General features: G+C 68.1%; 15 protein-coding genes. 4 read left to right on the top strand and 11 right to left on the bottom strand.

Annotation, left to right across the window (positions count from 1 at the left end):
* Positions 1-321 precede the first annotated feature (321 nt).
* Genes K0O62_RS07870 through K0O62_RS07845 form a run of 6 tightly spaced genes read right to left on the bottom strand, consistent with a single transcriptional unit; the run spans position 322 to position 7,616 of the window.
* On the bottom strand, positions 322-1,551 hold the full coding sequence (locus tag K0O62_RS07870) for a lipase family protein (RefSeq protein WP_073857669.1): 1,230 nt from the start codon (positions 1,549-1,551) through the stop codon (positions 322-324).
* The gene (locus tag K0O62_RS07865) at positions 1,551-2,843 is read right to left on the bottom strand and encodes an acyltransferase family protein (protein WP_234800180.1); all 1,293 of its coding nucleotides are present in this window, start codon (positions 2,841-2,843) and stop codon (positions 1,551-1,553) included. Before K0O62_RS07865 ends, K0O62_RS07870 begins: the two co-directional genes overlap by 1 nt.
* A complete protein-coding gene (locus tag K0O62_RS07860) occupies positions 2,840-4,093 on the bottom strand; it encodes a lipase family protein (protein ID WP_073857665.1) in 1,254 nt (417 codons plus the stop codon). The genes K0O62_RS07865 and K0O62_RS07860 overlap by 4 nt, the downstream gene beginning before the upstream one ends.
* 40 nt (positions 4,094-4,133) lie before the next feature.
* The gene (locus K0O62_RS07855) at positions 4,134-4,862 is read right to left on the bottom strand and encodes a YveK family protein (protein ID WP_131817422.1); all 729 of its coding nucleotides are present in this window, start codon (positions 4,860-4,862) and stop codon (positions 4,134-4,136) included.
* Positions 4,859-6,154: a lipase family protein gene (locus tag K0O62_RS07850; protein ID WP_073857661.1), complete on the bottom strand. Its 1,296-nt coding sequence runs from the start codon at positions 6,152-6,154 to the stop codon at positions 4,859-4,861. The genes K0O62_RS07855 and K0O62_RS07850 overlap by 4 nt, the downstream gene beginning before the upstream one ends.
* A 4-nt stretch (positions 6,155-6,158) precedes the next feature.
* Positions 6,159-7,616 (bottom strand): tyrosine-protein kinase domain-containing protein, encoded by a 1,458-nt coding sequence (locus K0O62_RS07845; protein ID WP_165693820.1) that lies wholly within the window; start codon positions 7,614-7,616, stop codon positions 6,159-6,161.
* 224 nt (positions 7,617-7,840) lie between these two features.
* Between K0O62_RS07845 and K0O62_RS07840 the strand changes: the two genes are divergently transcribed.
* Positions 7,841-9,352 carry an O-antigen ligase family protein gene (locus K0O62_RS07840; protein WP_131817421.1) on the top strand — a complete coding sequence of 504 codons (1,512 nt, stop codon included), beginning with the start codon at positions 7,841-7,843 and terminating at the stop codon, positions 9,350-9,352.
* Here the strand turns inward: K0O62_RS07840 and K0O62_RS07835 are convergent.
* The 5 genes from K0O62_RS07835 to K0O62_RS07815 form a co-directional block, all read right to left on the bottom strand.
* A complete protein-coding gene (locus K0O62_RS07835) occupies positions 9,332-10,474 on the bottom strand; it encodes a glycosyltransferase (RefSeq protein ID WP_073857655.1) in 1,143 nt (380 codons plus the stop codon). The genes K0O62_RS07840 and K0O62_RS07835 overlap by 21 nt on opposite strands.
* Entirely contained in the window at positions 10,471-11,655 is a 1,185-nt protein-coding gene (locus K0O62_RS07830; protein ID WP_234800179.1) for a lipopolysaccharide biosynthesis protein, read from the bottom strand. The genes K0O62_RS07835 and K0O62_RS07830 overlap by 4 nt, the downstream gene beginning before the upstream one ends.
* Complete coding sequence (locus K0O62_RS07825) at positions 11,648-12,775, bottom strand: glycosyltransferase (protein WP_073857653.1); 1,128 nt, start codon at positions 12,773-12,775, stop codon at positions 11,648-11,650. Before K0O62_RS07825 ends, K0O62_RS07830 begins: the two co-directional genes overlap by 8 nt.
* Positions 12,775-13,455 (bottom strand): acyltransferase, encoded by a 681-nt coding sequence (locus tag K0O62_RS07820; protein WP_073857651.1) that lies wholly within the window; start codon positions 13,453-13,455, stop codon positions 12,775-12,777. The genes K0O62_RS07825 and K0O62_RS07820 overlap by 1 nt, the downstream gene beginning before the upstream one ends.
* 123 nt (positions 13,456-13,578) lie before the next feature.
* Entirely contained in the window at positions 13,579-14,721 is a 1,143-nt protein-coding gene (locus tag K0O62_RS07815) for a glycosyltransferase (RefSeq protein ID WP_234800178.1), read from the bottom strand.
* 401 nt (positions 14,722-15,122) lie between these two features.
* Between K0O62_RS07815 and K0O62_RS07810 the strand changes: the two genes are divergently transcribed.
* The 3 genes from K0O62_RS07810 to K0O62_RS07800 are packed head-to-tail and all read left to right on the top strand — an operon-like array spanning position 15,123 to position 17,658.
* Positions 15,123-16,751 carry an acyl-CoA carboxylase subunit beta gene (locus tag K0O62_RS07810; RefSeq protein WP_073857649.1) on the top strand — a complete coding sequence of 543 codons (1,629 nt, stop codon included), beginning with the start codon at positions 15,123-15,125 and terminating at the stop codon, positions 16,749-16,751.
* Positions 16,748-17,014 carry an acyl-CoA carboxylase subunit epsilon gene (locus tag K0O62_RS07805; protein WP_079244611.1) on the top strand — a complete coding sequence of 89 codons (267 nt, stop codon included), beginning with the start codon at positions 16,748-16,750 and terminating at the stop codon, positions 17,012-17,014. Before K0O62_RS07810 ends, K0O62_RS07805 begins: the two co-directional genes overlap by 4 nt.
* Positions 17,011-17,658 (top strand): Maf family protein, encoded by a 648-nt coding sequence (locus K0O62_RS07800; protein WP_073857647.1) that lies wholly within the window; start codon positions 17,011-17,013, stop codon positions 17,656-17,658. The genes K0O62_RS07805 and K0O62_RS07800 overlap by 4 nt, the downstream gene beginning before the upstream one ends.
* Positions 17,659-17,705: the final 47 nt, after the last annotated feature.

The following is a 17,705-nucleotide window of genomic DNA, read 5'->3' as shown; positions in this document are numbered from 1 at the left end:
GATCCGAACCCACGGAGCAAATTAGCGAGTTTGCTGGCGGACCGGCGGCTACCAATAACAATTGGACTGAGTACGAACAGCCCAGCCGATCCACGCGACCCGCAACGACAAGGCATGTTGCCACAAACCTCAGCTGCCACAGTAATTGACCCCCGCGACAAAGACGGTACTGTGAGGCTTACGAGAACGCCCCGCTCAGCAAGCAAAATGAGCGAGCGTGTCCGGGTCGGACAAAAACCCGGACAACCTGCCGGCCATGCGCCGACTCATCAGCCGCAAACGTCGGCCGGGGGCTGCCGCGCAATGCCGATCGGCGGCGGATCACGGGGTGGCGAGGCAACCGTTCTGCGCCGGCGCGCCGGCGAAACGCTCGGCCAGCCATTCCACCCGGGTACCGAATTCGAGGTCGCCGTGACCCTTGTCCGGCTGGAAATCCGCGGTCACCACACCGCCGAGGTCGCACGCCCGCCGGATCGCCCCTTCGGTCCAACTCGGGGCGATGTATTCGTCCTCTCCCCCGTAGACCACCGACATCGGCGCCGCCGGCCGTTGCTGCGGCAGCGCCCACGCCGTCAGGTATGCGCGGAGCCGGTCGGCGGCCTCCGGGGTCTGCGGCGCGACGTCGGCGGGCTGCAGCTGCTCGATCACCGCTTCCCGCTCGTGGACCAGGTTCCCGCTGCAGGCGGTGAGCACGTCCCACTTCTCGGCGGCGAGTCCACGCCGGTAGTCGTCCCGGTTGATCTCCGGGTGCAACCGCGCCAGTGATTCCACGATGATGACCAGCGTGGGCATCTGCTCGCGGGTGAGTTCGTGCCGCTGCGCCAGGTCGACCAGGCCGGCGACATCCGCGGCCGGCGCCAGCGCCACCACCCCGACGGGCAGCATCTCCGGGGAGTAGGTCGCGGCCTGCTCCCCCGCGGCCCATGCCGCCCCGCCGCCCTGTGAGCCGCCGAGCGCGGCCCAGCGCGACGAGACGCCGTCGAAGGTGCGCGTCAGCGCACGCACCGAGTCGATGAGGTTCAGGCCGGCCGTCCGGGCGTCGAGATAGGGATGCACCCCCTCGATGCCCAGGCCCTGGTAGTCGGCCATGGCCACCGCGTAGCCGGCGCCCACCAGATTGGTCACCCAGGTCACGTTGCCCAACAGGGTCGGTGACAGCGAGGGTCCGCACGGCTCGTCGATGCCCAATGTGCCGTGGCCGTAGGCGATCACCGGCCAGCCGCCGGGCGGCGGTGGATCGCTGGGCATGAAGACCGATCCGGACACCACGGTCGGTGCCCCGGTGTCGCCCTCGGTGGAGCGATAGACCACCCGGGCCGCGCGCACCGCCGACCCGGTGAGGCGGCGGTCGAATTCGGGCATGGTGACGGCGCTGACCAAGGTGCCGGGGCCCGAGCCGCTGAGGTCGGCGGTCTCGATCGGCTGCGGGTCATCGGCGACGGCGTCGATCCCGACGAACTGCCGCGCCGGCGGGGACACCACCAGCACGAACCCCGCGGTCAGCAGCACGACCGCGGCAATGACCGCCGCCCACAACAGATTCCGGCGCATCAACGCTTCCGGAACTTCTTGGCCAGATCCAGGCCCGGCTTCTCCACGGCGTAATAGGTGATGGTGGACAGCACCAGCGTGACCACGGTGACGACGCCCATGTTCTGGAGCATGCCGCCCCAGCTGTCACCGGCGTTCAGGTCGAACCGGCCCAACAGCAGCAGCACCGGGTAGTGCCACAGGTACACCGACATGGAGATGAGCCCGACGAAATAGAACGGCTTCCAGTCCAGGCCCCGCGCCAGCCATGACGGCGTCCCCCAGGACAGCGGCAGGATCACCAACACGATGAACAGCGCCGAGACGATGCCCAACGCGGCGTAGCCGAACGCGTTCTCGGCCTGCAGCAGCGCAATGGTCAGCACGCCGAACACCGGTAGCAGAAGGATGTCCACCCGATGGATCCACTTGGCGGCCCGCCGGCTGATGACCGCCTGCTCGATCGCGACGAACAAGATCGCGGCCAGCATGCCGTAGGCGAACAGGTCGGCATTGGTCAGGAAGCTGCGACTGAACACCGCCGCCAGGTTCGGGCCCCAGTTCTGCAGCCAGATGTCGGGCATGTACCCGCTGGCCGGCGGCTCGTAGTTGTGCACGTTGACGTGGCTGTAGACGTACGGGGTGAGCAGTCGGCCGGCATAGGCGATCGCCAGCAGGATGGCCGGGGCCACCAGCGCCAGTTTCAGCGGATGCATGTTCACCCGCCCGCGCAGCGCGAACACCAGCACCCCGAGCAACGGCAGGGACAGGTAGAACGCGATCTCCAGCGTCAGCGACCAGGACGGGTTGATCCCGGTCTGCACGTAGTCGGGGATATAGGTCTGCATCAGGGTCAGGTTCGCCAGCAGCTTGCCCGGGTCGGTGATCATCCCGGTGCCGTCCCCGCTGCCGGGCACCTGGGTGATCGGATTCTCGACGTACACCGCCTGGAAGACGAAGTTGGCGAGCAGGAAGATGGCCAGATAGCCGGGGAACACCCGGAACACCCGGTGCAGGAAGTACTGCCGGGTGTCGGGCATCGCGGCGTCGGGCTTGGTCAGCTTGCGCACATAGGGCAGGAACAGCAGGAACCCGCTGAGCACGAAGAACAGGATCAGCGCCAGCCCGAGCACATCGAGGAACGCCTTGGAATGGGTCTCGGGCGTGTAGAACTCGCCGACGTGGCCGACGACGACCGCCAGACAGCCGAGGCCGCGGATGCCGTCGAGACCGACGACTCGTCCACGCGTCGGCGAACTCGCGATCACCTGGGATTCGATGGGCAGCTTGGCTGCGGCTTTATCAGTCATCATTCCGGCAATGTCAGTTGGGGCACTTTACGGATGGACGGACCCCCCTCGACGGCGCACGTACTGGCCGGCGGATCCCCCCGGAACCGCTGCTGCATCCAGTCCAACGCCTCGGTCGGGTCGAAATCGCTGTGGCCGCGCCCCACCGCCACGAAGGACGCGATGTCGGCGCCCATGTCGCAGGCGCGCTGCACCGCGGCATCGGTCCATGGCACCGGGATCAACTGGTCCTGGTCCCCCTGCAGCACCAGCGACGGTGCGCTGGCCGGCGAGCGGGGCAACCCGCTCATCTGGATGAGGTAGTGGCGCAGGAGATCGGTGGCCTCCTGGCTCACCGGGCGCAGGTCATCGGGTGACAGTGCGTCGGCCACCTCGAGTCGCTCATCGGTCGAGTCGGACGAACAACCCGACAGCAGCGCCCAGTTCTCCTGCGCGGCGCCGCGGCGGTAGTCGTCGAGGTTGAGCTCGGGATGTTCGATCTTGAGCGTGGCGAGGATCAGGACCATCGCGATCGACTGCTGCGGCGTCAGCTCCCCGGCCCAGGCCAGGTCGGCCAGACCGGCGATGTCGGCGGCCGGTGACACGCTGACCGAACCGACCAGGAACAGGTCCGGGCTGGAGTACGTGGCGTTGAGTTCGTTGGCCGCCCAGGATGCCTGGCCGCCCTGGGACACCCCGAAGGCGACCCACTTGTCCGAGGCGTTGGGCAGCAGCTTCCGGGTCGCCCGGGCGGCATCGATCATGTTGTAGCCCTCGGTCGAGGCATCGAGGTACGGGTGATAGCCGGTGTCGGTACCCAGGCCCTGGTAGTCGGGCACCACCAGGATGTAGCCCAGCGACAGCAGGGCCCGGATCGCGTCCGCCGCACCACCCAGCGACGGCGACAGCGAGGGTGCGCAGTCCGAATGGATGCCGACGGTGCCGTGCCCGAACACGATGACCGGCCAGCCACCATCGGGGGGCTCCCCGAGCGGTTCGAAGACACTGCCGGTGACGGTCTGCGGGCTGCCGTCGATGCCCGAGGTGGAGTCGTAGGTGATGCGGGCGGCCTCCTCGGCCACCCGCACGATCCGGCGGTCGACGATCGGCAGGTCGACCGCGGAGCGCAGGGTTCCCGGGCCCTCGCCCGAGTAGTCCGCCGGCAACAGCAGCTGCTGGTCGAGCGACGACGGCTGGGCCGGGGTGTCGCTCTGGTCGCTCTTGTCCCCCGCGCAGCCCGTCAAGGCCACCGTGGTGGCCAGCACGCCCGTCATCAGGACACGCGCAGCGGTCCTCGTAGTTTCCACGAAGCTCCTACGTTTCCCGTTGCGTCGTAGCCCGGACAACCTGATCGAGTTGGCTGCGGGTCACCAGGGTGTCCCGAGCGATCCCGACGCCCAGCATGATCAGCGCGCTGACCGCGAAGCCGAATCCGGCGCCGATCGCCAACGGCCCGGACATCGGGGTCGGCACCTCTCGTGCCGTCTTCGCCGCGTCCACGGGCAGCAGTTCGGCCAGCGGCCCCTTGTACTGGACGTCGTCGGACACGGCGGACTCGTACCATTCCAGGTCCTGCGACAGTTTCACCAGCGCGCTGCCCACCGCATTGACCTCCTCGACGGCGAGGTCGGGGTTCTCGTTGGTGACGGTGATCCGCAGCAGCACCGAGTTCGCCCGGCCGCGCAGATCGGCCCCTCCCGGCTCCCATTCCGCCGAGATCCTGGAGGCCAGGTCCTCGGCGGCGGTGTCCTCCCCGATGGCGTCGATCGCGTGCTGCGCCACCAACCGGGACTTGGCCAGTTCGGCATAGCCGGGCATGCGCAGCTTGGCGCCCATGCCGCCGTAATACTGCGAGAAGGTGCTCGGGTCATTCGACACCTTGGCGAAAGCCAGCGCCGACGCCGTGTAGGTGGGTGCCTTCTGCGCCACCACGAAGGCGGCGGCACCCGCCGACAACAGGGTCGCCACCAGGATCATCGGCCACGCGCGCAGCAGGAGCGACAGATAGTCGCGGACTCTCGGGACGTCTACCGGAGCTCTCATTTCAGCAGCTCCCGTTCTTCCCATTCCGCGCAGTTGCTCGGCGGGGCGGGCACTCCGGCCAACCGGTCGTTCAGCCAGCCCATCACGAACGCCTGGTCCAGGTCGGCGTGGCCCTTGCCCGGTTCCTTCTTGATCTCCAGATTGCTGCCCAGCGCACATGCCCTGCTCAGCGCTCGTTCGAACCACTCCTGGTTGTACAGCTCGTCATCGGTGCCGTACGCGACGACCGTCGGGGTGTCGATGCGCCGCATATTGGGGATCGCGCGGGAAGCCAGCCGCTCCCGCAGCCACTCCACGTTCTCGTAGGTGCGGGGTTTGAGATCCTCGTTGACCATGGTCTCCCACACCCTGGCGACCTCGTCGAAGTCGGTGGGGATGCAGTTGAGTATCAGATCCCAGTTCTCGGCGGTGACCCCGGACCGGAAGTCGTCCAGGTTCATCTCCGGCTCGAACCACGACAGCGACTGCAGGGCGTACACCAGGGTGACGCGCTGGGCGTTGGTCAGGGTCCCGTTCCACGCGGCATCGGCCAGTTCGGAGATGTCCGCGGCCGGGGCCATCGAGATGGTGCCCAGCAGGTCGAGGCCCTGTCCGTACTCCGGTTCCACCTCGGCGGCTCCCCAGACCGCCAGCCCACCGGCCGAGTGTCCGTAGGACATCCACTTGTCGCTGATGTCGGCGCCCACCCGGCGTGCTGCCCGCACCGAGTCGATGACGTTGTAGCCGTAGGTCTTTGCGTCCAGGAACGGGTGCGAATAGCCCTTCACCCCGGAACCCTGGAAGTCGCTGGCGGCGACCGCGTAACCGTTCTTGATGAACTGGGCGATGGACCACGCCTGCTTCGGCAGGTTCGGGAACAGGCTGGACGCGCACTTGTAGAGCACGCCCTTGGTGCCCTGCCCGAAGCCGATGACCGGCCAGCCGCCCGGAGGCGGTGTCCCTGCCGGGATGGCGATCGCGGCGGACACCTCGGTCGGCGTCCCGTCGATGCCCGAGGTGGACCGGTACACCACCCGCATGTAGGTGGCGCCATCCTCGTCGAGCAGTTCGGCCCCCGAGGAGATCGGCTCGACCGAGACCAGCGAGCCCGGCCCGTCGTCGGTCATGTCCGGCGGCGCCAGGTGGGGCTTGCCCTCGAAGGGCGCGGCGAAGGTCTTGATCGTGGGTGGGACGTAGGGCGCCGGCTGAGTCTGGGTACCACTGGTGCAGGCACTGACCGAGGAGGCCACCGCGAGCGCGGCAAGAGAACCGGCCAGCAGCGCGGTCACCCGTCGCGGGCGCAGCGACTGCACCGGACTACTCCGGGTGTCCCAGTTGAGCCCGGTGGCGCGGCTGACCGACTTCCTGGTCCGCCTGAACCGACGGCAACTGCCCGATCACCTCGGGGCCCGACCCGTTGCGCTCCGCACTGCTCTGCACGCGGGCCTCCTGTTCGAGAGCCTTCTTCTCGCCGGCCTTGAACTCGGACCGATCCTTGCGCTGCTCGTGCTCGCCGGTGGCGGCCACCCCGATCAGGTTGACCCGGGCGGCGGACAGCACCGCCAGGCCCTTACGCAGTGCGGCGGCCCTGGTGTGGCCGATCCGGCCCAGCAGCACCGCGCCGTCGCCGAGGCCGGCGGGCACCGCGCCGTCGGAGTACTTGAGCAGCGGCGGGGTGTCGACGATGACGTAGTCGAAGTTCGCGCGCAGATCATCGAACACCTGACCGGCCGCGTCGTCGCCCCACAGCTGGCGGCGGGTGGCCGGCAGCGGACCGGCGGGCAGGAAGGTCAGGTTGCCGAGCCGGATGGTCGAATCGGCCAGGGTCGACTGGCGGGCCAACAGCGTGGTCAGACCCTTCTGGGACGCACGGACCTGATCGGCCGACGACAGACCCAGCACCGACGGCAGCGTCGGATCGACCAGGTCACCGTCGACCAGCAGCACCGAGTGCCCGGATTCTGCGAAGGCCGCGGCCAGGTCGGCGGCCGTGGTGGACCGGCCGTCCTGCGGCGACGGGCTGGTGATGGCGATGACGTGCGGACGGCCCCCGTCCGGGGTGCGGGCGAACTGGATGTTGGTGCGCAGTTCGCGCAGCCGCTCGACCGCGGGCCCGCCGGCCGCGAGGTCCAGGACGCCTTCGCGGCCCTTGTTCTGCAGCAGCGACCCGATCAGCGCGTTGGAAGTGACGTCCTCGAGGCGCTCGCGGCGGCGCACCCGGGTGTCGGAGACGCCGAGGATCGCGGCCAGCACGATGCCGATCACCAGACCGGCCAGTGCGCCCAGCAGGACGCGGGTGACCAGGCCCATCGATTCGACCCGGGTGCCGAAACTCGCGTCGTCGACGACGATGGCGCCCGCTGCGGACTCGCCGCCGCGTCGCGAGGTCTCCAGTTCGGTGGTGACGTTGACGAGTTGGTCTGCGACCGCGTTGGCGTAGAGCTGGGCGGTGGCGGGGTCCGAATCCGTCGCGGTGATGTCGAGCAACACCGTCTGAGGTAGCGGGACCGCAGTGATCTTGGCCCGCAACTCATCGACGGTGATCGAGGCCTTCGCCTGGTCGATGGCGCGTGCGGCGACCTGCTCGCTGGTGGCCAGGCCGGCATAGGAGTACACCCGCTCCTGGGAGAACAGGTTGTTCTGGTAGGCGTCGCCGACCGATGTGCCGCTCTGAGTGCTGACGAAAAGCCTTGCTGTGGAGGTGTACTCCGGCTTGTCGAATTGCTGTGACACAGCGCCGGCGCCGGCACCGATCACCACCGCAGCGAGGACCACCCACCAGAGCCGGCAAAAGATCCGCACGTAATCACCGACGGCCAACTGGGCACTCCGATCGCTGTTGGGTCACCATGACGTCCTCACGATAGCGTCTCCACCTTGCCCTACACACCAAAGTCATGTGCATGGGGAAAAAGAACGTGTGGCGATCCCAGCGAAGACAATGCGAGGATAGTTCAGTGCGCGAAGGACCGCCGATCCGGCAGCAAAGGAGTTCGTCTTTGAGGCTGCCCACATACTCACGGACCGAGATCTGGGCGGGAGCGGCGGCCTGTGTGCTCGGGCCGTTTGCGGCGGTCGCCGCCGCCCTGGGTGGCAAACCCGCCACCATCGCGATCGCCGGCCTGATGGCCGCGGTGGTCGGGGTGTACGTCGGTTTGCGCCACCCACTGTGGTTGTACTACGGCACCGTCGTCTTCGTCACCACGTTCCCGTTCGGCTATTTCCCCGGTGTGCACGTGCCGATCTACCTGGTGTTCGGATGCGGGTCGATCCTGGCGTTGCTGATGCATCCCCGCGCGGTACGGCGGTCCTCACCGCTGATGTCGGCGGTCCTGCTGCTGATCGTGATGTCCGGACTGTCCATGGCGGTGACCTTCTCCACGCCGCTCAACATCATGGACTTCACCAAATGGGCGGTGGCCACCGGTTTCCTGTTCGCGCTACTGGCGTTGCCGAACGACCAACTATGCCGCGTCGGTAAGGTTTTCGTCTATTCGGCCACCTTCAGCGCGCTCTGGGGCATGGCCGCGGTGGCGCTGGGTTCCACCAAGTACATCGTCAAGCCGTTCGAGATCATCGGCTACTACGCGGTCGACAAGTTCTACATCACCGGCGGCACACTCACCACGCCCAGGACCGGCCGGTTCGACGTCGGTCAGGACAGCGAGACCTTCCAGCGACTGGGCGGTCTGTGGGTGGACCCCAACGCCGCCGGCATCGGCCTGGTGATCGCGCTGGCGATCACCGGCATCCTGTTCACCGGTTGGCAGCGGGTCACCCTAATGACCATCCTCATGGCGGCCATCGTGCTGACCCTGAGCCGCGCGGCACTGGCCAGCGTCCTGGTCGGCGCGCTGCTGGTCTTCGTCTTCCACAACATGCGCTCCCGGGACCGGATGTTGATGATCGGCACGCTGTTCGTGGGCGGTACCACCGCGATGATGATTCCGGCGGTCCGCAAACGGTTGATGGGCTCTCTCGGCGAGAACGACGCCGGCGCGTCGGACCGCATCGCGGCGATCCGCGAATTCCCGTGGCGGATGGGCGACAACTGGATCTTCGGAAACGGTTGGTCCCTGCGCGAATTCAAGGACGGCCCCTACGCGTTCACCGAGAACTTCGTGTCCAACGCGCCGCTGATCGCGGTGCACCGCGGCGGGCTGGTGGCCGGCCTGTCGTTCCTGGCGGTGATCGTCATCGGATGCGTGGTGGCCGCCAAGCTGATCCGCACCGACTCACTGCCGCATGCCTTCTACGGCGGCGTGTTCATCGCCTTCTCGACCATCACGCTGAACCTGGATCACCCGGTCGTCGTGATCGCGCAGATGACCTTCATGTACACGTTCTTCCTGGTGTTCCTGCAGTACTCCGACGAGCTGCGCAGACAAGGCGCCCTGACGGCACCCAAGGGCGGGGCGCTGTCCCCGGACACCCCGCCCGGGCCGCCACGCTCCGGTGAACCGGACAGCGTTGCCGCGCAAGGGCCGCCGCTACCCGCCGCAACCGCCTAGCAGGTCGGTGACCGCCCGGTGCGGCCGGCGGTCCCGCCAGTATCCCTCGTTGAGCCGATACAGCCGGTCCCCCGCCTCAGCGGCACCGGCGCTGTCGAGCAAGTACTTTCGGCACTGTTCGATGAACGCCGCGTCACCGTCGAACACTCCCAGGCCCAGCAGGTCCCCCAGCGAGCCGACGGCCGCCGAGGTGCCGACCACCGGTAACCCCATCCGCGCGGCGTCCAGGATCTTCACCCGCACTCCCCCACCTGTCCGGATCGGGGCGATCATGGCCCGGCAGGTTCCCAGGAATGCGGGCAGATCATCGACGAAGCCCAGATCCCGTACACCGGCCGGGTACTCGGGCTCGGGGGCCTTGGCGGCCTTGGCCCCGATCACGCACAGTTCGGCGCCGTCGATCCCCTCGGCGATCCGCGGCCACAACCGCAACGCCTCTTCGAAGGCCTCCTGGTTCGGCGGCCAGTCCCGGGTCCCCATCAGCACCAGCCGTCGTGGCGTCGAGGCCACCGCAACCTGCTCGGCCGGTGGCAGCGTGATGTCCATCCACCGCGCGTTTCGCACCCCGCGGGCGCGGTAGAACTCCGCTTCCTCGGCGTCGAAGGTGCCGACCGCGTCGGCGGCCCGAGCCACCCGCAGCTCGTCGCGGAGCAACCGGCCGACCTGCAACCGGCCGAGCACGCCCCGGGTGGCACGCCACACCAGGGACTCACTGACGTGGGTGTTCACCACGAACCGGGACTTGCCCAAACGTGAGCTGCGCAAGAAGGACTCGGCCATGTAGCTGTGCTCGGCCACATAGATGTCGGCACCGGCGGCATCGATCGCCGCGACCAGGTCGTCGTTGTCGAACCGGGCGTGCACCAGGCTGCGTCCGGTCCGGGCGACGTCGAGCAGCAGCCGCAGCGGCTGCACGCCCGCCTTGTCGACCCGCACCAGTGGCACGGGACCGAAGTCCAGCCGGCCCGCCGGCTCGCGGGACAGACAGATCGCCGACACCTCGAAATCCTGGGCGGCCAATTCCAGGACCAGGCGCGACAATTCGACGTCACCCCCGTGATCGGCCGCCGGATCCTTGGACAGCAGGAAACAGACCGTGGGTTTCACCCGGCCGGCGTTCATGTCGCGGGCTCTTCCGAGACCGGTTTGCGGTAGAGCACCCGCAGGTAGATGGCCATCAACAGGGCATCGCCGATGACGGAGGCGATCGCCGCACCCACGGCGCCGAGCCCGTACAGCGCCAGCACCAGGCCCAGCTTGACCGGGACGATGACCGAGTTGGCGATCAGCCGGACACCGTCGCGGTGCTGGTTGTAGAGCACCGCCTGGAACACCATGGCGACGGTGCGCATACCGCAGAACAGCGACATGATCGTCATCGCGACCGCCAGCTCCTGCGGCACCACCGGCACCACCATCATGACCAGGCCGGTGATGAGCACCAGCGCCCCGGCGGCCACACCGAGCAATATCGTGCCCTTCAGCGGCGGTCCGGCCGCCACATTGCCCTCTCCTTCGCGCAGCACCTGGTTGTAGGACATGCCGAAGGTCTGGCCGACCGCGACGATGGCGAGGGTGACCGTGGTGCAGATGCCGTAGTAACCGGCGACGGTGTCGTTGGTCAGCCACCCGAGCAGCAGCAGATCGCCCTGCACACCGGCCATGATCGAGAAGGTCTCGCCGACCAGGATGGCGATCACCCGCGGAGATCCCGGCATCCCGGGCCGGTGCCGCAACGCCATCGGCCCCACCCCCAGCGCCACCAGCGCGTAGGGCGCGACCAGGATCATCGTCGCGGTCTGCAGCGTCGGATCCGGGACGACGAACAGGTAGATACACGCCGGCACCACGCTGGCGAACTGTCGGCCGGTGTCGATCTGGGCCGCCCGGTGCGGCCGACCGTCCCGCAGCGGGCGACTCTCCCAGGCTTTCAGGGTCAGCTCGCCGCCGGAGACGAACAGGCCGAACGCCGCGACGTAGTTCACCTCGAGCAGGGCGAGGCCCACCAGCATCAGCGCGACACCGAGCAGATACCGGGTGGCCCGGTCGGCCAGGAAGTGTGCCTCCGACTCGCGCACCGACCGGACCACGAACACGTTGTCCAGCGGCGACCCGATCAGCGAGTAGACCGCGTACGCCATGGCGTACTTGCCGTAGTCGGCGATACCGAGCTGGGCGACGATGGCCAGCGTCCAGACCATTCCGCAGGCACGTCCGCCGTACATCCAGAACGCCGCCCACAGGGCGCGCGACAGATGTGGCGAACCAGGCTTCGCGACCGCGGGTTCGGTCGACTCAGTCACCGGCCGGCCCACGTTCGATCAGCTGTTCCCAGACCGCCACGAACGCCGCTGCGGTACGTGCGGGCGAACGCTCCTGGCGGGTGCGCTCGGAGTTGGCGCCCAGTTCGGTCAGCCGGGCCTCGTCGCCCAGGACCGCCGTGATCTCGGCCGCCAGCCCGGCGGCCACGCCGGCGCCCGGATCGGCCGCCGGAGGCACCGCCACCACACCGTGTTCGGGGGTCAGTTCGGCCAGCGACCCGTACCCGGTGCAGATCACCGGGGTGCGGTAGGCCATCGAGTGCGCCACCACGCCGGAGGCGGGATACGTCTCGGCGTAGAAGTGCCGCTTGCCGTAGGGCACCACGATGGCCCGGACGGAGGCGAAGAACGCGTCTTCGGCGGCGCCGTCGACACCGCCGAGGATCTCGATGCCCTCGGCCCGGGGCAGCTCCTCGGTGCCGCGGCCGGCGACCCGGATCTCGATGTCATCGGGCAGCTGGGCACGGATCTCGGCGATCTGGTCGAAACCCTTGCCCCGGTAGACGAATCCGAAGAAGCCGACCGCCTTGGGGCGGTCCTGGGCCGGCACGATGACCGGCCGCTCGCGCACCAGGTGCGGGATGTATGCGGTGTGGGTGCGCGGGTAGGTCCGTTCGATCGACCGGCGCCCGGTCTCGGTCAGCGCGATCAGGGTCCGGTTCCCGTGCACCCGGCCTTCGATGGCCCGCGACAGCGGACGCAGCGGGTAGTGGATGCCGTGGGTGAGCAGGCGGGACCTGGCGATGAACCGGGGACGGGCCAGAAACCACAGGCCCTGCGGCGGGTCGTGGATGGTGGCCGTCACGGGCACCCCGGACAGGCCGGCCACCGCCCAGAAGGTGGGCATCACGCCGGTGGACAGTTCGGCGTGCACCAGGGTGCGCCCCGGCGGTCCGTCGGCGACCAGTTTGCGCACCCGGGTCCGGTGCCGACGGATGTCGGCGAGGGTGTCCAGGCCGGGGCCGGCGGTGCGAACTTCGGCGATCTCACCGAAATGCGGGCGCAGCGCGTCCACCAGATCCTGCGCATAGTCACCCACCGCGGTCTGCCCGTCGTCGGGCGCGACGAAGACCAACCGGTTCTCGCGTAACCGATCAGCCATCAGTAGAACGGCGGGGGTCGACGAGTGTTGGTGTACAGCAATACATCTGGATCACGTTTACCGATCACCTTGGCCGGCACGCCGCCCACGATGCTGAGTTCTTCGACGTCCTTGGTGACCAGCGCCTGCGCGGCCACCACCGCGCCGCGGCCGACGAGGGACGGCAGCACCATCGCCCGGCTGGCGATCCACACGTAGTCGCAGATCACCGTCGGGATCGGCACCGGCAGGAAGTCCGGGTGGTTGACGTCGTGGCCGCCGCCGATGATCTGCACATCGCTGGCGATGGTGACCTGGTTGCCGATGTAGATGCCGGCGCGCGCGTCGAGCATGCAGCGGAAACCGATGGCCACGCCGTCACCGATGGTCAGGTACGCCGGGTCGAGCACCGTGGTGCCGCGCAGGATCGAGCAGTGCTTACCGATCTTGGCCCCGCACAACCGCAGGAAGCCCTGCCGGATCCGGTGCGACGGGATGTAGGTGACCAGAAGGTTGAAGACCAGTTCACCGATGCGGTTCTTCGCCTTCGGGACGAACCCGAGGCTCTGCATCTTGTAGTGGGTCACCCGGTTGTTCTCGTCGAGAACGTATTCCGACTTCGGCGCCATCCTCAGCGCCGGAGCGGCGGCCTTCTTCCGGGCTATGTCAGCCGGATCTGCCGAAGCCGGTTCACGAAACATGAATCATCGCTCCTTGTTGAGGAATCCGCGTAAACGATAGCGACCGGTGTGCCGATCCGGTGGCCACATGCCCTGAGTCGCCCGGCCCGAGTACAGAATCGTCTCCGAATCCGGCCGGCCCCCTCAGCACGGTGCAACGAGTCCGTCGACCGCCTCGTAGAGACGTTGCGAATAACGCTGCTCGGTGAACTGGTCCGCGTGCTTGCAGATGAGCTGCGGGTCGAAGCTCAGGGTGGCGAAACGGTCCAGGGCCGCGGCGATCGAATCCGCTTGCGGCTCATCGAAGAATGTCCCGGTGACGCCGTCGATCACGGTGTCCAGGAAGCCTCCCCAGCGCAGCACCACCGCGGGTTTGCCCCACACCGCGGCCTCGATCGGGGTCAGGCCGTAGTCCTCGTAGCTGGCCGCGATCAGGGCCCGGCACGACTGATACAGCCAGGCCATCTGCGCGTCGGTCAGGTCCGAGAGCAGTGCCACGTTCGGGGTGCGGATCGACTCGATGTGACCGGCCTCCGGGCCGCGGCCCACCACCACCAGCCGGCGGTCGCTGCCGGCGAAGGCACGGACCACCTTGTCGACGTTCTTATAGGGCATCAGCCGGGACACGCACAGGTAGAACGGCTGGTCCTCGGTCGCCCACTCGGCGACGGCCGGCACCGGCTCCACCTCGACGTCGGTGCGCATCGCCACCGGCGAGGGCAGCACGTCCGCCTCGATGCCATAGGCGCCCTCGATGCGGTCCTTGATCATCGTCGAAACCGCCAGATACCGGTCCACCGTCCGCGCGGCGCGACGGTCCCACGCCTTCAGCGCCGGTCCGGCCACCTTCAGCAGGCCGCGTTTGATGCCGTCGCCCTGGTCCTTGAGGTACATGTCCGGGGTGTAGAGCCAGTGCGCCGGGGTGTGGCAGTGCACCAGCTTGGCGCCGTTCGTGCGGAAACCGTGCGCCCAGCCGCTGCTGCTGGTCACCACCACATCGGCGTCGACGAACATCGACGACGCGGCCGCCGGCAGGAGCGGCAGCGCCGCGCGGTGCTGCTTGCGGAAGAACGCGAGCCGGTTCAGCGGCGACACCCGCACATCGCGGTCGGCGAATTCGGGGTAGGTGCCGGCCGGGTCGTAGAGCAGGGTGTAGATCGGTGCATCGGGAAACGCCTTGCTCATGGACAGCACGACCTTCTCGGCGCCCCCGCGCTGGGTCAGGTAGTCGTGTGCGATCACCACGCGGGGACCGTCCACGCCGTCGTAAGCGCGCTGAGTCGTCACACTGCCGTTCCTCTCCAGGCCGTCGGTCACCGCTCGACCCGCGCCCACACCGAACCACACCACGCTGCCGGCTGCCAGCAATCGTCTTTCGGCTCAGCGAACTATATTGCCAACGCACCGATGGTGGCCACCGGACCCGATCGCCGAATCGTCCGTCACGAGCGCAACGTTGCAGTTATTTCGCAATAACTCTGTTTAGTCGGTTCCGCGCGCGAGTGCCACCGGACGAATACCGCCGGCAAATGTCTGAGCGGAATGCCTCGGCCACCCGCCCGAGCGCACGGCAAACTACGGGCGCAGCGGCGGAAACACCCGGTGAGCACGGCCGTCGATGGCGCAGGGTCCGACACAAACCACACCCAGCTGTCCGACTTCTTAGAGAACCGTTAACATCGACGACCATGACGAGCACTATCGAGCCGGCGGCAGAGCACGTACCGGACATTCACACCACGGCCGGCAAGCTGGCCGACCTGCGCAAGCGCGCGGAAGAGGCGCTGCACCCGGTGGGTGAGGCGGCGGTCGAGAAGGTGCATGCCAAGGGCAAGCTGACCGCCCGCGAGCGCATCTACGCACTGCTGGACGAGGGCTCGTTCGTCGAACTCGACGCGCTGGCCAAGCACCGCAGCACCAACTTCGGTCTGCAGAAGAACCGCCCGCTCGGCGACGGTGTGGTGACCGGCTACGGCACCATCGACGGCCGCGAGGTCTGCGTGTTCAGCCAGGACGCCACGGTGTTCGGCGGCAGCCTCGGCGAGGTCTACGGCGAGAAGATCGTCAAGGTCCAGGAGCTGGCCATCAAGACCGGCCGCCCGCTGATCGGCATCAACGACGGCGCCGGCGCCCGCATCCAGGAGGGTGTGGTCTCGCTCGGGCTGTACAGCAAGATCTTCCACAACAACATCAAGGCCTCCGGTGTGATCCCGCAGATCTCGCTGATCATGGGTGCCGCCGCGGGTGGTCACGTGTACTCCCCCGCGCTGACCGACTTCATCGTCATGGTCGACCAGACCAGCCAGATGTTCATCACCGGCCCCGATGTCATCAAGACCGTCACCGGCGAGGACGTCACCATGGAGGAGCTGGGCGGCGCCCAGACCCACATGGCCAAGTCCGGCACCGTGCACTACGTCGCCTCCGGTGAACAGGACGCCCTGGACTACGTCCGCGACCTGCTGGGCTACCTGCCGCTGAACAACTACGCCGATCCGCCGCGGTACCCGGTGCCCGCACCGACGGGTTCCATCGAAGAGAACCTCACCGGCGAGGACATCGAACTCGACACGCTGATCCCGGATTCGCCGAACCAGCCGTACGACATGCACGAGGTCATCTCGCGCATCCTCGACGATGACGAGTTCCTCGAGGTGCAGGCCGGGTACGCCCAGAACATCATCATCGGGTTCGGCCGGGTTGACGGTCGTTCCGTCGGCATCGTCGCCAATCAGCCGACCCAGTTCGCCGGCTGCCTGGACATCAAGGCCTCCGAGAAGGCCGCCCGCTTCATCCGCACCTGCGACGCCTTCAACATCCCGATCGTGCTGCTGGTCGACGTTCCCGGGTTCCTGCCCGGCACCGGCCAGGAGTTCGACGGCATCATCCGCCGCGGCGCCAAGCTGCTGTACGCCTACGGCGAGGCGACCGTCCCCAAGATCACCGTCATCACCCGCAAGTCCTACGGCGGCGCGTACTGCGTGATGGGTTCCAAGGACATGGGCGCCGACGTGGTGGTCGCCTGGCCGACCGCCCAGATCGCGGTCATGGGCGCCTCCGGCGCGGTCGGCTTCGTCTACCGCTCCGAGCTCAAGCAGGCCGCCGCCGAGGGCCAGGACGTGGACGCGCTGCGCCTGGAGCTGCAGCAGACCTACGAGGACACCCTGGTGAACCCGTACATCGCCGCCGAGCGCGGTTACGTCGACGCGGTCATCCCGCCGTCGCACACCCGCGGCTACGTGGCGACCTCGCTGCGCCTGCTGGAGCGCAAGATCAGCCAGGTACCGCCGAAGAAGCACGGGAACATTCCGCTGTGAGCGAGCCGAAGGAGACGGTGGCTGTGCCTGATACGGAGACCGCGACCGCGGCGCACGAGCCGCACATCAAGGTGCTCAAGGGTGAGCCGACCGCCGAAGACCTGGCCGCACTGATCGGTGTGCTGTCGGCGGCGGGTGGCGGCCCGGGTGAGCCGGCCGTCACCGAGGCGAACCTGTGGGGGCATCCGGTGGACCGGCTGCGCTACCAGAGCCACAGCTGGCAGCGGGTGACCCTGCTGGAGCGGACCCACCTGCGGAGGTGACGCGGCTCGTTCTCGGCTCCGCGTCGGCAGGTCGACTCAGTGTGCTCCGCGGAGCCGGGGTCGATCCCCTGGTCACGGTGTCCGACGTGGACGAGGACGCGATCATCGCGCGGATGTCCGAGGACCCTCCCGCGACGGTCGTCGCCGCGCTGGCCGGGGCCAAGGCCGGCCGCGTCGCCGAGCTTCTCGGCGAGGACGTCCGCGCCGACTGTGTGGTGGTCGGCTGCGATTCGATGCTGGAGATCGACGGCGAGCTCGCCGGCAAGCCGGGCTCGGTCCAGGCGGCACGGCGTCGATGGCAGGCCTCGGCCGGACGCACCGGGATGCTGCACACCGGGCACAGCGTGCTGCGGGTACGCGACGGTGTGGTCGTCGACGAAGCGAACCGGACCGGCAGCACCGCGGTGCACTTCGGCACGCCGTCCGAGGAGGACCTGGATGCCTATCTGGCCGGCGGTGAACCGCTCCACGTCGCAGGCGGTTTCACCATCGACGGTCGGGGCGGCTGGTTCATCGACCGGATCGAGGGCGACCCGTCCAACGTGATCGGTCTGAGCCTTCCGCTGTTACGAAAGCTGCTGGCGCGCATGGGGATCTCGGTCGCCGCGCTCTGGCAGGCCAACGGCGTCGCCACCGACGTGTAGGCCGAGGATCGCAGCCAACACGTATCGAAACTCCGGTCTCCGGGTAC

This window comes from Mycolicibacterium diernhoferi (assembly GCF_019456655.1).
GTDB lineage: Bacteria > Actinomycetota > Actinomycetes > Mycobacteriales > Mycobacteriaceae > Mycobacterium > Mycobacterium diernhoferi.
This window is presented reverse-complemented; position numbering and strand designations above follow the sequence as displayed.

Bases quoted from the DNA above. Each gene is read 5' to 3' on its own strand.
- K0O62_RS07820 (WP_073857651.1), bottom strand. From the start codon at position 13,455: ATGTTTCGTGAACCGGCTTCGGCAGATCCGGCTGACATAGCCCGGAAG.
- K0O62_RS07810 (WP_073857649.1), top strand. From the start codon at position 15,123: ATGACGAGCACTATCGAGCCGGCGGCAGAGCACGTACCGGACATTCAC.
- K0O62_RS07870 (WP_073857669.1), bottom strand. From the start codon at position 1,551: ATGCGCCGGAATCTGTTGTGGGCGGCGGTCATTGCCGCGGTCGTGCTG.
- K0O62_RS07825 (WP_073857653.1), bottom strand. From the start codon at position 12,775: ATGGCTGATCGGTTACGCGAGAACCGGTTGGTCTTCGTCGCGCCCGAC.
- K0O62_RS07835 (WP_073857655.1), bottom strand. From the start codon at position 10,474: ATGAACGCCGGCCGGGTGAAACCCACGGTCTGTTTCCTGCTGTCCAAG.
- K0O62_RS07865 (WP_234800180.1), bottom strand. From the start codon at position 2,843: ATGATGACTGATAAAGCCGCAGCCAAGCTGCCCATCGAATCCCAGGTG.
- K0O62_RS07860 (WP_073857665.1), bottom strand. From the start codon at position 4,093: ATGACGGGCGTGCTGGCCACCACGGTGGCCTTGACGGGCTGCGCGGGG.
- K0O62_RS07855 (WP_131817422.1), bottom strand. From the start codon at position 4,862: ATGAGAGCTCCGGTAGACGTCCCGAGAGTCCGCGACTATCTGTCGCTC.